At 53.1% G+C, this 16,258-nt stretch carries 16 protein-coding genes and 2 pseudogenes; 14 read left to right on the forward strand and 4 right to left on the reverse strand.

Annotated features, from left to right (window positions below; genetic code table 11):
* Window positions 1-76: 76 nt before the first annotated feature.
* Window positions 77-359 (reverse strand): annotated as a pseudogene (locus tag AC2FI8_RS05970) (transposase); the annotation flags it as partial.
* 328 nt (window positions 360-687) lie between these two features.
* Between AC2FI8_RS05970 and AC2FI8_RS05975 the strand changes: the two are divergent.
* The 11 genes from AC2FI8_RS05975 to AC2FI8_RS06025 all read left to right on the forward strand — a co-directional run bounded on the left by AC2FI8_RS05975 (window position 688) and on the right by AC2FI8_RS06025 (window position 10,790).
* Window positions 688-858 carry a Flp family type IVb pilin gene (locus AC2FI8_RS05975; RefSeq protein ID WP_170558866.1) on the forward strand — a complete coding sequence of 57 codons (171 nt, stop codon included), beginning with the start codon at window positions 688-690 and terminating at the stop codon, window positions 856-858.
* A gap of 142 nt (window positions 859-1,000) precedes the next feature.
* Window positions 1,001-1,816 carry a Flp pilus assembly protein CpaB gene (cpaB, locus tag AC2FI8_RS05980; RefSeq protein WP_170558864.1) on the forward strand — a complete coding sequence of 272 codons (816 nt, stop codon included), beginning with the start codon at window positions 1,001-1,003 and terminating at the stop codon, window positions 1,814-1,816.
* Window positions 1,817-1,824: 8 nt separating this feature from the next.
* Window positions 1,825-3,408, forward strand: coding sequence for a pilus assembly protein TadG-related protein (locus tag AC2FI8_RS05985; protein WP_496768979.1), 1,584 nt, complete (start codon window positions 1,825-1,827; stop codon window positions 3,406-3,408).
* Between the two features lie 5 nt (window positions 3,409-3,413).
* A complete protein-coding gene (locus AC2FI8_RS05990; RefSeq protein WP_496768977.1) occupies window positions 3,414-3,920 on the forward strand; it encodes a TadE/TadG family type IV pilus assembly protein in 507 nt (168 codons plus the stop codon).
* Window positions 3,917-4,612: a TadE/TadG family type IV pilus assembly protein gene (locus AC2FI8_RS05995; RefSeq protein ID WP_496724152.1), complete on the forward strand. Its 696-nt coding sequence runs from the start codon at window positions 3,917-3,919 to the stop codon at window positions 4,610-4,612. The genes AC2FI8_RS05990 and AC2FI8_RS05995 overlap by 4 nt, the downstream gene beginning before the upstream one ends.
* A 24-nt stretch (window positions 4,613-4,636) precedes the next feature.
* A complete protein-coding gene (locus tag AC2FI8_RS06000) occupies window positions 4,637-5,845 on the forward strand; it encodes a CpaE/TadZ family protein (protein ID WP_496724153.1) in 1,209 nt (402 codons plus the stop codon).
* Between the two features lie 14 nt (window positions 5,846-5,859).
* Window positions 5,860-7,248, forward strand: a complete 1,389-nt coding sequence (locus AC2FI8_RS06005; protein ID WP_496738143.1) for a TadA family conjugal transfer-associated ATPase — start codon at window positions 5,860-5,862, stop codon at window positions 7,246-7,248.
* Window positions 7,249-7,251: 3 nt separating this feature from the next.
* On the forward strand, window positions 7,252-8,223 hold the full coding sequence (locus tag AC2FI8_RS06010; protein WP_496777809.1) for a type II secretion system F family protein: 972 nt from the start codon (window positions 7,252-7,254) through the stop codon (window positions 8,221-8,223).
* A 10-nt stretch (window positions 8,224-8,233) separates the two neighbouring features.
* Complete coding sequence (locus AC2FI8_RS06015) at window positions 8,234-9,235, forward strand: type II secretion system F family protein (protein WP_496738142.1); 1,002 nt, start codon at window positions 8,234-8,236, stop codon at window positions 9,233-9,235.
* Between the two features lie 225 nt (window positions 9,236-9,460).
* Window positions 9,461-10,315, forward strand: a complete 855-nt coding sequence (locus AC2FI8_RS06020; RefSeq protein WP_496777811.1) for a helix-turn-helix transcriptional regulator — start codon at window positions 9,461-9,463, stop codon at window positions 10,313-10,315.
* On the forward strand, window positions 10,305-10,790 hold the full coding sequence (locus tag AC2FI8_RS06025; protein ID WP_496777812.1) for a prepilin peptidase: 486 nt from the start codon (window positions 10,305-10,307) through the stop codon (window positions 10,788-10,790). Before AC2FI8_RS06020 ends, AC2FI8_RS06025 begins: the two co-directional genes overlap by 11 nt.
* A 27-nt stretch (window positions 10,791-10,817) precedes the next feature.
* On the opposite strand, the pseudogene AC2FI8_RS06030 reads toward AC2FI8_RS06025, so the two are convergent.
* The 3 genes and pseudogenes from AC2FI8_RS06030 to AC2FI8_RS06040 form a co-directional block, all read right to left on the reverse strand.
* Window positions 10,818-10,930: pseudogene (locus AC2FI8_RS06030) on the reverse strand (IS5/IS1182 family transposase); the annotation flags it as partial.
* Window positions 10,931-11,569: 639 nt separating this feature from the next.
* Window positions 11,570-13,036 carry a SpoIIE family protein phosphatase gene (locus AC2FI8_RS06035; RefSeq protein ID WP_496777815.1) on the reverse strand — a complete coding sequence of 489 codons (1,467 nt, stop codon included), beginning with the start codon at window positions 13,034-13,036 and terminating at the stop codon, window positions 11,570-11,572.
* A gap of 25 nt (window positions 13,037-13,061) precedes the next feature.
* Entirely contained in the window at window positions 13,062-13,439 is a 378-nt protein-coding gene (locus AC2FI8_RS06040) for a hypothetical protein (protein ID WP_496768965.1), read from the reverse strand.
* 120 nt (window positions 13,440-13,559) lie between these two features.
* Between AC2FI8_RS06040 and AC2FI8_RS06045 the strand changes: the two genes are divergently transcribed.
* Genes AC2FI8_RS06045 through AC2FI8_RS06055 form a run of 3 tightly spaced genes read left to right on the forward strand, consistent with a single transcriptional unit; the run spans window position 13,560 to window position 15,563 of the window.
* Entirely contained in the window at window positions 13,560-14,114 is a 555-nt protein-coding gene (locus tag AC2FI8_RS06045; RefSeq protein WP_496777819.1) for a SiaB family protein kinase, read from the forward strand.
* 10 nt (window positions 14,115-14,124) lie between these two features.
* Window positions 14,125-14,514 carry a DUF1987 domain-containing protein gene (locus AC2FI8_RS06050; protein ID WP_496777822.1) on the forward strand — a complete coding sequence of 130 codons (390 nt, stop codon included), beginning with the start codon at window positions 14,125-14,127 and terminating at the stop codon, window positions 14,512-14,514.
* Window positions 14,511-15,563, forward strand: a complete 1,053-nt coding sequence (locus AC2FI8_RS06055; protein ID WP_496777824.1) for an adenylate/guanylate cyclase domain-containing protein — start codon at window positions 14,511-14,513, stop codon at window positions 15,561-15,563. The genes AC2FI8_RS06050 and AC2FI8_RS06055 overlap by 4 nt, the downstream gene beginning before the upstream one ends.
* Window positions 15,564-16,258: the final 695 nt, after the last annotated feature.

The raw sequence follows: 16,258 nt of genomic DNA on the forward strand, positions 1-16,258 counted from the left end.
CCTTAACGGCTTCGATGAACCAGAAATCCTCCGTTGCTCAAACCCCAAATCTGTCCGGTAGGCGCTGACGTCAGACATCAGGCACGGCACTGTCCAAGCCACCCAGCCGCAGGAGACCGCCCACGAAGCCCGTGGTTTGCCTCATCGTCATCTCGACAAAACCTTCAGGGTCAGACACGCTTGGATTGCGGAGTCGCTGAAACTCTGGTGACGGCCGCGCTTGCCTGAAGTTGGCGATGTCCAATACATCTCAGGATCAAACCAGATCGAGAGCGATCCTCGTTCTTTCAATGCGGTATTGTACGAAGGCTTTTCCCGGCTTTGTGCTTCGTCCGGGCCCAACTGGTCGTACCTCTCAGCTATCATTCTGGATTCATGAAGTGAATCCTTCAGTCCATTTGTGCAGCAAAGCAGCTTGGCACCGGAATTGGCGGCCTGTCAGTTGGGAAAGAATCAGGAACCTGGCCATTCGGATTCCGGTAAGGAATCAGTCAAATTTGCGACAAAGAAACGACCAAGCTGCCAAATTTTACAATCCTGGCGTGTATTTCTCCGTGGTTTGGAGGATGCGGTGCCCTGATGGCGGGACGTAAGCTTGTGGAAGGCTCCGTCGGTATGGAGGGGGTTAGAACGCCGCGAATTTGGGCGGCATCCATGAGTAGCTAGTGAGTTAACTAGGAGAGTAAGATGTTGAAGCTTTATGTAATGATGAAGACCATGGCACGTGACGAAAACGGCGCGACCATCGTGGAATATGGCGTTGCCCTGACAATCGTCACGGCGATTGCAGTTGCTACCCTGACAGCGTTGGGCAACGACGTTAACGGTCAGTTCACAGACGCTGAAACCCTGATGTAATGACCTGACGGAAGACAAAGCACGCGGTGCGCTCAGCCCCGCGTGCTTATCGTCCCGGAATATTTTCTTGATCCGCTGGCAAAGTGCAACCACTCAGATCGGTTCATTCGATAAACGCCAAAAAAAGCTGAAGGAGCACCAGATGAGACTCTCTGCCATTTTCACAGCATTGACGGGCCTGGTCGTAGCCGGAGGGTCGGTTTACGTCGCTCGGGATTACATTCAATTCGATACTCAGTCCGCAAATGTCGAGGCCGAGAGCGAGATGGTGAGCGTGGTCGTTGCGTCGCGCGATATTTCGTTTGGCGAAGAAATCGAGCCAGGCGCGCTGACGACCATTGACTGGCCCCGCGGTGCTGTACCCGTGGGAGTCTTTACAGATTATGACGACCTGATTGCGGCGGCTAGCATGCCGTCCCGTCGCGCTCGTCGCGCAATTACTCAGGGTGAACTGATCCTGAACAGCAAGGTTTCCGACTTTGGTGAAAAGGTCACCATCGTTCAGACGCTGGGCGCAGATCATCGCGCCATGGCCATTGAGGTTGACGCTGAAACCGCCGTTGGGGGTTTTGTTACCCCGGGTGATCGGGTCGATGTGGTGATGACCACTGGCGAAAAAAGAGACATGCACGCCGTCACCATTTTGCAAAATATCAGGGTCATCGGTGTTGATCAGGAATCTGATGAACAGACCGACCAACCCGTTGTTGCTCGCACGGTCACCGTCGCCGTTACCCCGGATCAAGTTCAGCGCCTTGCTCTGGCGCAACGTGCCGGTCGGCTGAGCCTGACCTTACGGTCCATTGATGACACCGAGGACAAGACGCTGACCATGACTCGACTGAACGATCTTCTGATTGATGAACCAGCCGTCGCGCGGGACATCAAAGAACCGGTTCGCAAAACGATTATTCGGGTCCGCCGCGGCACCGAAGTGACAGAATCCATCATCAACTGAATCGACCAATGAAGGTTTTGACCGTGTCCCTCGCTCAATTCATACGTCCATTCCGCAGCTCCGAAGACGGCGCGATCCTGGTCTTTGTTGCGGTGGCCCTGTCGGTCATGGTCGGTATGGCCGCCCTTGCATTCGACATTGGTCGGGTGACCACCACACAGTCGGAATTGCAGAGCTTTGCGGACAATGTTGCCCTTGCGGCTGCGGGGGAGCTTGATGGTCGCCCGGATTCAATCACCCGCGCCACAAATGCGGCTGCAAACATGATCCGCGACCGTCAAAGCTTTGGCGTTCGGAACAAGGATCAGCTGTTGTCCGGCGCAACGGATTACCAGTTGCGGTTTTATGAAAACCCGCCGACCACTGCGACTGATCCAGCTCAACCCGCGCAACTGCTGGATTCGACCGATCCGGTCAGCGGACCGAATGCTGCATTCGTTCGGGTGACTGTCGATACGCACGAGGTTGGTACTCCGCTCGCAGCGGCAGCGGCGGCTTTGTTGGGCAATGCGCAGCCCTTCTCCAGCGTCAATGCCGAGGCTGTGGCAGGGTTCACCCTGATGGCCTGCGACATCACCCCCATGTTCATCTGCCTGCCGCAACCTAGCCTCGATCTGACCGAGGGCCAATTGATTAGGATGGTAAGTCAGGGCGGCAATGGCCATTGGGGTCCCGGAAACTTTGGTTTTCTGTCTTCTAATCAGAATCTGGCCATCGACGCGTCTGGTGCCTGCGAACCTGCACCAAACGGTCAGGAAGATTCTTGTGCTCTGGCCGCGTCGCGCGCTGTTTCCATGTGCTTCAGCCAAAGAGGCGTTGAAACCAGACCGGGTCTGAGCGTGGGTAACATGATCGCGGGCTTTAACACACGCTTCGACCAGTTTGAATCCAGCGCCAAACAGTTCAGTAACGGTTCGCGCTACGACGTCGACAATTTTGCCTCTTCTCCGCATGTCTTAGACGGTTGGATCACTTCGGGCAATGGAAACAACTGTACCAGCCAGCCGTCGCCTAGCTATGATTCAAACGGTGCCCTTGATCCGGCCGCGACCGTTGGTTTGCCGCTTGACGATTGTTTTGCCAGTGGCACTTGCCCGACGCCTCGTATTGGCAATGGCGTATTCACTGCTGGTCTTACCGAATATCTGACCATCAACTATGGCGCAGATTTCAGCGGCCCTCTCCCAACCGGTATTCCGCCATGGTTCCCGACTGGTGGCACCCGCTACGACATCTACAATGCTGAAGTCACCAACCAGGCCGCTCTGGAAGCTATCCTGACCGCTGGTGGTAAAGCTGAAAGCAGCATGCCTTCGTGCCAACCCGCGTCAGCCGGTCGTGCAGATCCTACGCGCCGTGTCATCACCGTCGCCGGTATCGATTGCGCAACTTTTGCGGACGAGCTTAACGGCGGATCGGGCACCATTCCGGTCACCAGTTTTATCGAGATGTTTCTGATCCGCCCCTCTGAATCCGGCAGCACCGGTGCCAACGCGGTCATCTATGGTGAAGTCATTCAGACCGTTTCGGACGGCATTGGCGGCGCCGGAGTCGGCGGTATCGTTCACGATCTGGTTCAGCTGTACGAGTAATGATCATGTTTGGTGCATCCCGTCATATCAGAAAGACCCTCATCCGGTTCCGCAATGACCAGTTCGGCGCGGCGTTGGTCGAATTCGCGATCCTTTTACCGATCCTGTTGGTGACATTTGCCCTGATCGTCGAAGGGGGGCGGATTTTCTGGTCCTATCAAAATGCGATCACGGGGGTTCGGGACACTGCCCGTTATGTTGGCCGGATCGCCCCGTCGGACCTGTGCACTGCCTCGCCAAGCGCTGCTATCGGCGATTTTCAAACCGCCGTCTCAAATACACTGACGTCGCTTTCGACCACTGACATTGCTGTTGGTCTAGACTCTCTGTCCCTCGAATGCGTTGGCAACGCAGGTGAATACCGCGTTTCGCCCACACCGGTTGCCGTACTGACCGCGTCACTGACAATTTCAAATCTGCCATTTACGCCCGTGTTCCAATTGGTTGGAGGCTCGGCAACGGCGCAGATCCAAACCACGATCACAGATCGCAGCCGGGTGTTTGGACCATGATCCGCCGCATTCAAAAGATAACCCGCGAAATGTCGCGACTTGGCCGTCAGGAAGATGGGTCGACGGTCACTGAGCTTGCCTTTGTCCTGCCGTTGTTCCTTTTGATTTTCCTGGGCTTGATAGATTTCGGCAGATTGGCCTTCCACTATGTGGCTGCTGAAAAAACAGCACAGGTCGCCGCTCGGATGGCTGCAGTGATGCCACCCGCATGTGGCGGTGTTCCGACAACCAACAGCCGAGGCACCTATACCGATATCACCGGCCCGCGGTTCGGAACCAATTGCAGTTTCGCTGCTGGCGTCTGTGTCGAACCGGCCACCACCATATGCACCGGTGCGGCCCCCGCGAATGCAGCTGCCCAGACCACCGTGACCGACATCTGGAACATGCTTCAGTTTGCCGTTCCCAACGATCCCACCGCAACTTTTGACGAAAGCAACATCACGTTCACTTACAACTTCGACCCGGAAATGAATTTCCTGGGTGGCCCCTATGTACCGATGGTCACAGTGACAATCGAAGAGCTTCCGTTCCGGTTTGTCTCTCCGTTGGGTTCGATCGCAGCGCTGGTTTTGGGCGGTTCCACGCCGCAAACCGATGCGCTGACCACCGCGACAACGGGCTTCAAGATATTTTCCGACTTTAGCGCAACCCTTCCTGGCGAAGACCTCGCCAGCGGAGTCAACGGTTGAATTTCTAACCATGGGAGCTGCAAAATGACTCAAAAATCATTAGCCCTTATCTCTGATAATGAGGCGATTAAGAATTCAGTCGCCCAGGCCGTCGACCGGCTCGACGATCTTTCGCTCGAGACGCACTCCGGAACATTGTCTTCGGTAAACGGCCGCGCCTGTGATCTGATGAGTGAAAATGACCTGCTGGTGTTCAGCTTTTCAGGTGAATTGGATCTGGAGACTGTCAGCGATCTTCGTCGTAACGCCGGTCCCCGCGGCACCCTGCTGGCACTTAGCGACCGTGACATCTCATTGACCGAGGTGCGCGCGATGAACAATTCGGGTGTCGATGAGATTTTGCCCTATCCCATCGGGCAGGACGAACTGGCTGAGCAGATCCAACGTCTGACGGTCGACAAATCATTGTTGCCCACCATTTATGCGCCGCAACCGCAGCGATTGGGACAGATCATCAGCGTATGTCCGGCCCGCGGTGGCATCGGTGCGTCAACGCTGTCTATTAATCTGGCCGACCAGTTGCAGGGATATTCCGGTATCTTTCGGAAAAAGACACAAAACAAGGTCGCTGTCGTCGATCTGGATTTGCAATTTGGCACCGTGGCAACGTCCTTGGACTTGCAGCCTTCCTCGGGGCTTCTGAGAATGGCTCAGAACGGGGTCATGCCGGACCGGACGTTCCTTCAACAATCTCTGGTGCAACATGCATCCGGCTTGGAAGTCCTGAGCGCTCCCGAAGAATTAATTCCTCTGGATGTTCTGACACGCGAACAGATCAGCGCGCTGATCGAGAACCTGCGTCTGGAATTCGACTTTGTCGTCATTGATCTTCCACGCGTACTGGTCGATTGGCTGGGTGCGGTTGTTACCGCGTCGGACCGGATGCTCATGGTGGGCGACAGCTCGGTTTCTTCAGTGCGCCAGTCCTGCCGTTTGATCGAATTCTTCACAAAAGAGCGGCTCGAACCTCCGGTTGAGATCGTCATCAGCCAAGAAACGAAACCGACATTCCGGTCAAGCCAACATGTTGAAGCCCAAAAGGTGCTGGAACGCGAATTGCGGTTCTGGCTTCCCAGCGACGCGCGACACGCAAAGCAGGCGCTGGATCGGGGTCAGTTGCTGTCGCAGGCCTCAGGCAGTTGTGCCCTGTCCAAGGCGATCCGCTCGGTGGGTCGAAAAATCATAAATGAAACGATGGTCGGAAAAGCCGACCTGAGAAACAACGCAGCCTAATTGGAGTCTAAGGGATGTTTGAAAAGTTTACGCGCGCCGGACGAACCAATGAGGCCGAAGTTATCCAGCTGAATCAACGTGCCGAACCGCAGGCCCAGGACATTCAGCCAGACACTGCCGCCGAAGATACAGAACTGGCAGATTGGCTTGAGCTCAAAAGCACTTTGCACGAGGCTTTGCTGGAACGCTTGAACCTTGCAGTGATCGAAAAGGTTGAAAAAGACGTGCTGCGGCGCGAAGTCGCCGGGGTTGTCGGCAGCGCTTTATCCCAAGCGGGCAAGCCACTGAATACCGAAGACTTCAACCGCATCGTCGAAGAACTTCTGGACGAAATTCTGGGGCTTGGCCCGTTGGAGCCATTGCTGGCTGATCCAACTATCAATGACATTCTGGTTAACGGTTATCAGACGGTCTATGTCGAACGCTCTGGCCTGCTGGAACGCGTGCCGGTGCGGTTCCGGGATGAAAAGCACCTGTTGCGTGTTATCGACAAGATCGTCAGCAAGATCGGCCGACGCGTGGATGAGCGCCAGCCTTGGGTGGATGCCCGGCTGGAAGATGGCAGCCGTGTAAACGCAATCATCCGCCCGTGTTCGATTGACGGCCCCAGTGTTTCAATTCGAAAATTCGCCCAGTCGAAACTGACAATGAAAAAGCTGGTTGCAAATGGCGCTCTGAACGATGCCGCCGCACGGTTCTTGCAATCGCTGGTATTTGCGCGCCTGAATGTCCTGATTGCAGGCGGGACGGGGTCGGGTAAGACAACGATGTTGAACGCCCTGTCTTCGTATATCAACCATGGCGAGCGTGTCGTCACCATTGAAGACGCAGCCGAACTGCAACTCCAGCAGGAGCATGTTGTGCGACTGGAAACACGCCCGCCATCCCCGTCCGGCGACGGCCAGGTAATTCAGCGTGATCTGGTGCGAAACGCGCTGCGTATGCGCCCCGACAGGATCATTGTCGGTGAGGTTCGCGGAGCGGAGACCTTCGACATGCTTCAAGCCATGAATACGGGTCATGATGGCTCGATGACGACTGTACATGCAAACTCGGCGCGCGATTCATTGGGCCGTCTGGAGCAGATGGTCACGATGACGGGTATCGAATTTCCCGCCGCAGCCATTCGATCCCAGATCGCGTCGGGGCTACACTTTATTGTGCATCTGTCGCGGTTGGCGGATGGGTCGCGCCGCGTCACCAGCATTTCGGAAATAACCGGGATGGAAGGTGAGATCATCACCATGCAAGACATCTTCGTGTTCCAGAAGAAAGGCCGCGCGGAAAGCGGCGAGGTGCTTGGTAAGTTTGTTCCCACTGGGATTCGCCCGAAATGCTATGACATGCTCACAGCCGCTGGCGTCGATCTCGAACCCGAGACCTTCCGAGTATCAGGAGGCTGAGGCATGACCAGTATTAACACAGCCGAACTTCTTAACTATCTGACGCTCGCTTGCGTCTTCGTCGGAATTTTCATGCTGGTTACCGGTGTGTTCCACTTTGCCCGTCGCGGTGAAAACCACTCCGAGGCCCGCAACCGCCGAATGCGCATGGTCCGGCAAGGCGTTACCGATGAAGATCGGCTCGCCTTGCTGCTTCCCGAGACCCAGACAGGTTTTTTTGCGAAGATCCCTTTTTTTGGGAACTTGCCGGATACGCTAGTTCAGGCGGGGCTGCATGTTTCAGCGAAGAATTTTGTGCTGCTTTGCCTGTTTGGTACCTTGGCGATCGCAACCGCCGGTATGATGTTTCTGCCGCCTTGGCAGACGGCCCCGATCGCACTCGTCCTGGGTGTGGTCATGCCGGCTTTGGTGGTGAAATCGCGGCAGGCTGAACGCCAAAAAGCTTTGACCAGCCAGTTGCCCGATGCGCTAGAGTTGATGGCGCGTGGCCTGAAAATTGGCCACCCGGTCAACACCTCGATCAAAGCCGTCGCGGACGAGATGCAAGACCCTATCGGGTCCGAGTTCGGCATCATTTTCGACCAGATCAGTTTTGGCGACGAATTGCCCGACGCGGTTCAGGACTTTGCTGACCGGGTCGGTTCGGAAGATGCACAGTACCTGGCGGCAAGCATGGCAATCCAACACGGCACTGGTGGCGATCTGGAGCGGATCGTGTCCGTTCTGGCTACCGTGGTCAGACGGCGCATTGCATTGCGTGCGCGGATCAAGGCCATTTCCGCAGAAGGGCGCCTGTCCGGGTTTCTTTTGTCGATCATTCCGCTGGTGATCATGGGGGTAATGTCGATCAACGCACCGGGATATTACACCGATATCAGTGACGATCCCGCATTCATCAAACTTGCAGTGCTGGTTGTCGTTCTGATGGTCTCGAACGTCATCATCCTGCACAAACTCGTCAATTTCCGTATCTGAGGGCAGTTTCATGGAACATATGCTGGAAATCATGTCGCTTCGTTTCGGTCTGCCAGCCGAAACAATTCTGCTGACCATCTTTGGCCTCGGCGTTTTGCTGGTGTTCGTTGCTGTAACCTCGGCGTTAAGCCGCCGCCATCCTGCGGCCGTCCGCATCGCCAAACTGCGCGCCCAAAGATATGGGGCCCGCAACGACCGTGGACTGTTGCGGGAAACCATTGCTACACCAAAAGGCCTTTTTAGAGCAGCGCTACCCAGCAAAGAGTCTGAGCGGCGCAAGATTGAGGATCAGCTTATTCAAGCCGGGTTGACCGGCCGGAATGCCCTGCGGATCTATACGCTGACGCGGGTTTGGTTTGGGATTTTCGTGCCGATGATTGTGGGTCTGCTCATTGTTGCCTCAAGAACTCCTGGCATTCCAGTTCCCAGCGCGATTACGGACATTTTTGAATCCATCAGCAAAGCCAACGCCATACAGCTTATCGGTTTGCTGACGGCCGTCGGATATTTTCTACCCGCAGCCTGGCTGAAGCGTCGCCGTAAGGAGCGTCAGCAACGTATCCGCGACGCGTTTCCAAATGCCCTCGACCTGTTGCAGATTTCGCTTCACGCCGGTTTAGGCTTCGATGCAGCTATGACCCGGGTCGGAAACGAACTGGCGCTGGCCTCCCCTGATCTGGCCTTTGAGTTTCTGAACACACAACACGAGATTCAGGCTGGGCGTCCCCGCGCAACCGCGCTGTCTGACATGGCGCGGCGTACAGGGGTTGATGAAATCCAGTCATTTGCCACAGTCGTCCAGCAATCCATTCGTTATGGAACGAGCATGTCCGAAGCCCTGACCACCTATGCATCTGAAATGCGGGATTCCCGCGAAACCAGGGCGCAGGAACTGGCAAATCAGTTACCGGTAAAGATGTCCGCCGTTCTGGCTGCGCTGATGCTGCCGACGCTGATCATCATCACCGCCGCACCTTCGATGATTCGATACTTCCGGGGCTTTGGGGCGTGAATTTGTGCCCGGTTCCACATCAATAACGTGTTCAAACAGGCCGTGTTTCCAAAAGGAGAACAAACAGAATACTTGTTGCGAACCTTTTTGCCCGCTTTAGGGAAATATGACTAAGCTTATATGCAGTTAAGTGGAGTCCGGCCACGCAAAAAAAATCGAGACACAATCGACGGGTGGGGGCGTTTGTCGAAAGGGTTGATCGGGTTTCGGTCAGTATTAAACGGTATGAATGGTATGTTTTCGGCGCATCGTTTCGCGCCAGATGCAATGGCACCGACTTCAGAACTTCTTAGGGTCGTGGCGGTCCTTTGCCAGGCCTCTCAGGGGAAAGTTCCACTGCTAAACGCACTGCGTGAAACGGCTCGCGCAATTGACGCGGAAGTGGTTGCAATCAGCCGGGTCGACCTGCAAGGCAATCAGAATTCGGCAAAAGTGGTGAGCTACGACGCCAATCACAAGACGCCGGACAGTTTCAGCGGTTTCGACTTCTGCATCGCGCCTGCCATCTGCGGCAACAACATGAGCCGGGCCAAACTGGGGTCGGCTTGGTTCGGCGACCTCGATGACCTTTCCGAATATGAACATCTGTCAGAGTTCTATGCGTTCCGCAGATTTTACGAGTCCGTTTCCATTTTGCTGGAAAGGCAAAATGGTGTCGCCGACTTTCTGGAATTGCATTTCAGCCACCCCATCTCTTCGGCCGTGGTAGATATTCTGAGCGTTCTGGGCCATGTTCTGTCGGATTGCTGGAAGAAAAGATCTCTTGGTCGGTTTTCCGAAGCGAAGCTGAAAAACACGCGCCGAAAGCTTATCAAGAAAGAACCAAAAAGCATTTTGTCTTTGGACAACCCTTGTCGGCTGAGTCGCTCGGAATATCGGGTTTGCCTGCTATTGGCGCGGGGATTAAACAACAATGCCTTGTTGTCCGAGTTGTCGATTTCAATTTCGACACTGCGTACACATCTTCGCAATATCTACGTGAAAACAGAAACGTCATCTCAACCCGAATTGATTCATGATTTGCTGACCCCGATGGTCAAGCGCCAATCGCCGACTGCAGGTAGCGAAAATGTCGCCTGAAGTCGCGCAGCTCGCCCCTTTGATCGTCATTACTCCGCTTTTGGCCGCAATGGCATGGAATGACCTGAAGAACCTCAGGATATCCAATAAGCTGGTGCTGATGATGCTCGCCGCTTTTGTCCTCTCCGCGCCCGTGTTTCTATCGTTGCACGAGACGGTGTACCGCGCGGTCTTCGGCGTTGGCGTTTTTGTCGTTGGTTTTTTTGGTTTCACGCTACGCCTGTGGGGTGGAGGGGACGTAAAGGCAATCGCCGCGCTGACATTGTTTGTGCCCAGCTACTTTCTTTTGCTGTTCTTTTACACTTTCACCCTGTCCATGGCCGTGGGCATGCTGTTTGTGATCACAAGCCGCTCGATAATTGGATTTCCGGAATGCCGCTGGCTCGCATTGCGACCAAAAGCCAGCTATCCAATGGGTGTATCGATAGCCATGTCGGGTGTATTATTGCCCTTGGTTGCGATGGGTTTGGGGTAGTACTATCCAAGATAGTTTTAGGCCGAATAGCCAATAAATAACGGTTGCTGGAGTGCTAGGGCAGAACGGAAGGCCATTAGGTTACTGTCGTAGCAGATGGCAACGTGTCTCCAATCTTTGAACTGGCCAAACATGATCTGGGGTGGTGTGGTGAGCACCACATCGCTTTATGAACTGTGAGGAAAATTCATTTTAGCGGTTTTCAGGTTGTTGGCGACAGCGCTTAGGCCAGAAAGATGTTGGGGTTGATCCGACAAACAGCACCGTGTTGGAGCCGAATGATCGCTTAGCGATAGGAAGGCTCTCCAATTTGCGCCTGCAGAGAATGTCCGGTTGCCGTCCAAATTGATCAATGCTGCGTAGCGAACCAGTGTCCAGTTTGGGCTCTAAGCCGTCGTTCGCTAAATCGCGACAAGTGTCTGCTGTGCGAACTTTTCCGCCTTTCGCCTGTTCGGAATCAAATACCGCAGGCAGCCCAAACCAGACATGCCACAGTAACACGCGGGACGGGCACTGCCGTTCTTTGCAGTCGCAAAGTAATTCATGGGAAACTCAAAAAGCGGCCATTCAGGTTCAGTATGACGATCTCGACGATCCCGCGGCCGCACCTATGCCTCCGAAGCGCCCTGTAGAATGGTCAGTCTATTGTAGGGTCTGTTCAGCGAGGAAAAACCGACGTCACCTCAGTTTTATTAAAGCCTAACAAAGCCTTAGGTAGTACAGGAGTAGACATCAACGTTTACGGATAAGCAGAGGGCGTTGCATCTCACAAACGCACCTTAATCTGTTTTTCGGGCAGTGCGAAAAGCGATCATGGTTAAGTCATCCAAACGTTCTTCATTCGTACTATGATCTTGATAAGCGCCGTGAATAGCCGACAATAGATCTTCCGAACACGACCACTCTTCCTGTTCGAATACAGATACAACTTTCTGGAAGCCAAAAGCCAAACGTTTTTCTCCACCTAATTGATCAACCAACCCATCAGTTGAAATAAAAAAATCTGCTATTTGATCCATTTGAACTTCGTGTTCCAAGAATTTTGGACCAATTGGAGTATCCACATACCCAATGCTCAGCTTATCGCCTCGGATTCGGTCAATTCCAGTCTTGGATTTGACCAAAAGAGACATGTGCGCGCCTGCAAACGTCGCAACCCCTTTTGCTGAATCGATCTGGCATATCGCAGCGTCCATGCCGTCGTTAGAAGTCCCGTTTGCAGTATCCTGATTTAAAAGTGCACGCGTCAAGTCGCTCAACTTGGACAGCGCCAGTGACGGGCTAAGCGTTTCATTTTCGAAGTAGAGCCGCTCGAGTGTAGCGATTGCCAACATGGTCATGAAGCCTCCGGGAACGCCATGTCCAGTACAGTCAATTACGGCGAGCGTCGTAATTGGGCCATCCGTTTTGATCCAGTAGATGTCCCCACCAACCAAATCGCGTGGTTCCCATATGACAGCGAAATCAGCAAAGGCGGCCTTGCACTGGCTGGTCGTGGGCAGCAAACCCTGCTGAATTCGCGTGGCATAGTTTACGCTTGCGACGATCTGGTGGTGCGCCTCGCGGATTTCATTGACACGTTCAACCTCGCGATCCAGCATTGAGTTATAGCTTTGAACAACCTTGCCAATCTCATCTTCTGACTCGTATGGGACAATTTGAGGGTCATCGTATCGCTCGAACTTTTCAATGGCTTTCAACATTTGGCCGAGAGGTCTGTTGATGAGCCATAGAAATGCAGCAGCGCCTGCTAAGATGAGCGCAAATCCCCCGAGAACTCCAAGAAGGACCACAACCCCCACTTCTGTCCTTAACTCATCGTTCAAGATCGCCTGATCAATTCGGGCCAACATCGTTGTCGGCCCTGCGGCCGTCGGAACAGAAACGACGATGTCTAAACCAGGTTTTTTTATCTTGTCGCATCCTATAGCAGGCCAGGAAACCAAGGTTTCTGAGCTTTGCTCTAACCTCTGTTCGGCGCAAATAACGTAAGGAAAACCCGAATAGACAGCCAGCAGGCTCGTTGCTTGCACAAGACTTCCTGCTTCAACCAATTCAGCCAACGGACGCGCGATCCGATTGGCAATCGTTGCAACTTCCGCGGCAACCTGATCCGTTTGAGCTTGCTTTTTGAATTCATAGTAAAAAAGAAGCACAATGGCATTTAACACGCCTCCGAGCAGGAGCGTCGCCAGAATATGCTTCAGAAATATTCGGCGCTTCAAAGATGTCCAGAGTTTACGCACTAAATGCCTCTATAGTGTCCGGCATCTAGTTCCCGATGTTCTTCATCGCGGCCTGAAGAGCTCCACGATTGTTGACGATCATCTGTACAACTTTGTAATCCCCGGAAACTTCACGCACAAGAAAGTCCGCCGTCACGGTATCGCCATCTTCGGTTATCATTTCAGAGCAGACGAAATAGTCACTTCCCGCAAGAAGAACCATGGGATGAACATTCGCAGGGTAAACGGTTTCAAACGCGTTGGTGGTCGTGTCCAGATACGTGTAAGAACCGTCGACCATTACCCCATCGACATGCGAAATCATGGCGGATTGGAGCTTTGCCTTGATCTCTGTTGGAATGTCGGCGGCTGTAGCCGGGTCGGACGATATTACTACGGCGACCACACACAATAGCCTAATCATATAAACCTCCCCACTAACAACACTGCACAATTGATACACTGAAAATGCATAAATGTGTATCTTATGATATTAAGACCTGAATTGAACTTGGTGCCACCCAAGCATGACCAAGGGGAACAGATGCTTGCAAGCGAAGTCTACGATCTACGCGCCAACCTGCGCCGACAAGGTGTTGTCTTTGCATACAGTGGTTATGTAACCGAAGGTATCCTCAGTGGTGTTGGCGATGCGTTAAAGCAGAAATTAGTGTCTGAAGATGCTGACACAAAAACTCTCCGAAGCGTTTTCGCTGTTTTCGTAGAGCAAATGCAGAACATCATCAGATATTCAGTCGAACGGCTACCAGCCGACGGTGAGACCGAGGTACTGGATATAAGTTACGGCATCGTGACCATAGGAAATGAGGCCAACGGCTATGTCGTTCATGCGGGCAATCTGATCCTTTTGAGTGACGTAGACAACATGCGAAAACGACTTTCCGAACTACGCGCCATGAATCGTGAGGAGCTTAGGGCTGCGTACAAAGGCCAACTCCGGTCAGAAACTGACGCCGTCAGCAATAATGCAGGTATCGGGTTAATTGAAATTGCGCGTCGAGCGTCAAGGCCAATCGAGTTTGATTTTATGCGGATTGACGATCAGCACGCATTCTTCGCACTCAAAGCGACGATTTAAGAGGGTACGAATGCAGAAAATTGATATCCCAGCAACAAACCGCACCCCGGCCGTGGCGTTCGATTTTGACGTTGGCCACCTCAAACTGATTGGGGAATCCTACCCTGAGGATGTTACGACGTTTTACAACCCGTTGTTTGATGCTTTGAAAAGTTGGTTGGCGGATGGCTCAATATCCAAATGTCGTTTTGAATTTGAACTCATCTATTTCAATTCGTCCAGCGCCAAGGCCATCATGATGATCATGGAGCTTTTGGATTCCGCTGCTGAGGCGGGGAAAAGCGTTGACGTCTATTGGTTTCACGACCCCGAAGACGAGACCATGGAAGAACTTGGGGAGGAGTTTGGGGAAGACTTGAAACATGCCAAATTCACACTGGAAAAGTTGTTGGATCGATGACTATCGACGATCTCTTTGTTCGCGAGAATGAGGCTTTGGAAGTCGCGGAAGCAGCTTTAAACAGTGGACAATTTCCGAATGATGAAACGCGCAAGTCAATTGAAAACCTTGTCGGAGAATACAGAAAGCTGCTCAGAACCACGCGGCGCATGATGCGATTGAGTGATCGCAACGAGCGGGAACTGAATGCATTAGCCGAAAAACAGCGCATCGCCGCCGAAGAAGTTACCCAGAAAAACCAAGAGCTTGAGGCATTGTCAGGAAAGCTTGCCAAATACTTATCGCCTCAAGTCTACAACTCGATCTTTTCCGGTCGCCAAGAAGTTAAACTCGCGAGTAAGCGAAAAAAGCTGACAGTGTTTTTCTCGGACGTCGCCGGCTTCACAGAGCTTACGGATCAGATGGAGTCGGAAGATTTAACAGAACTCCTGAACAGCTACCTGACCGAAATGGCGGAAGTCGCTCTGAACCACGGTGCGACGATAGATAAGTTTATCGGGGACGCAATCCTTGTCTTCTTTGGAGACCCGGAGACTAAAGGGGTGCGGGAAGATGCTTTGGCATGTGTGAGAATGGCAATTGCAATGCGAGACAAGTTGACAGAGTTGCGGGCAAAATGGATTCGTCATGGAATAAGGCAACATTTACAATGCCGTATAGGTATCAATACAGGCTTTTGTACGGTTGGGAATTTTGGAAGTGACGACCGAATGGATTACACCATTATCGGCGGCTCTGTGAACGTGGCATCAAGGTTGGAGCATCAGGCCGAGGAAGGAGAGATTTATATCTCGTACGAAACCTGGGCGCACGTGAACCACGAAATAGAGACCGAAGAAGTTGGAGCTATCCAAGTCAAAGGCGTGGCTCAACCTGTCATGACATACCGTGTCTTGGGTCAAAAGAAATCGAGACCGCGCGCAGAAAAAGTAGTATATGAAAACCCGAATTTTCAAATGGTGTTGGACCCGAGCTCGATGACACCAGAAGAACGCGCCGCAAGCTTAGAGATACTTAAGACGGCTCTTGCATCACTCCGCAAAAACTAACACTGAGGTCTCGCAGCCAGTGTTTGAACGTGTCTCAGAAAATTCCCACGAATACTCAAGAATTGTTCCATGCTGTGGACAAGGTCAGTTTTGTTCATACATCTGAATTAGATGTAACCTGCCTCAAAGGTAGCTTCGCCCGCGGACTGTGAGCTCACCTAACCCAAAAGATTGCTCTTGCAGCGGACGGCTGCAATGCGATCTGCGACCGCAGAATAAAGACCTACCCTTGAATTCAGAAGAGAGCTGTTCGCCAAACTTTGCAAAGCCCGCTTTCTGCGCATTGCCGACATTGGTGCTGGTTGCCGCATTCGGAACCTTGGGCTCAACGCAGTCACCTGACGGATTTACTCAGATGACCGATTAGCGGATTTGAGCGGACGTTCACCCCCGAAAACTCGGAGTTTCAAACAGGAACAACCGCTCTCACTAAAAACGGTCGCTCTCCTAGATCGTGGCTACGACCGGCTTGCGGACAGAGCTGCAACCGTTTGAAGATTAGTTTTTTGATGTGTCGGCAAAGAAGCCACAACCGCACAATAATCCAAAATGGGGTCCAACTAACGCCAAATCCCTGTGGTGAACTGCACAATGCAGAGGTCAACTCTGCCTTCTCCCTGTTGGACTGGCCGGCGCGTTTGCGCCGGCTTTTTTTCAATCACGTGCCCCCTTTTTGGTTGTGCTAGTGCATTAGT

Source organism: Ruegeria sp. CDSB029, from assembly GCF_059611125.1.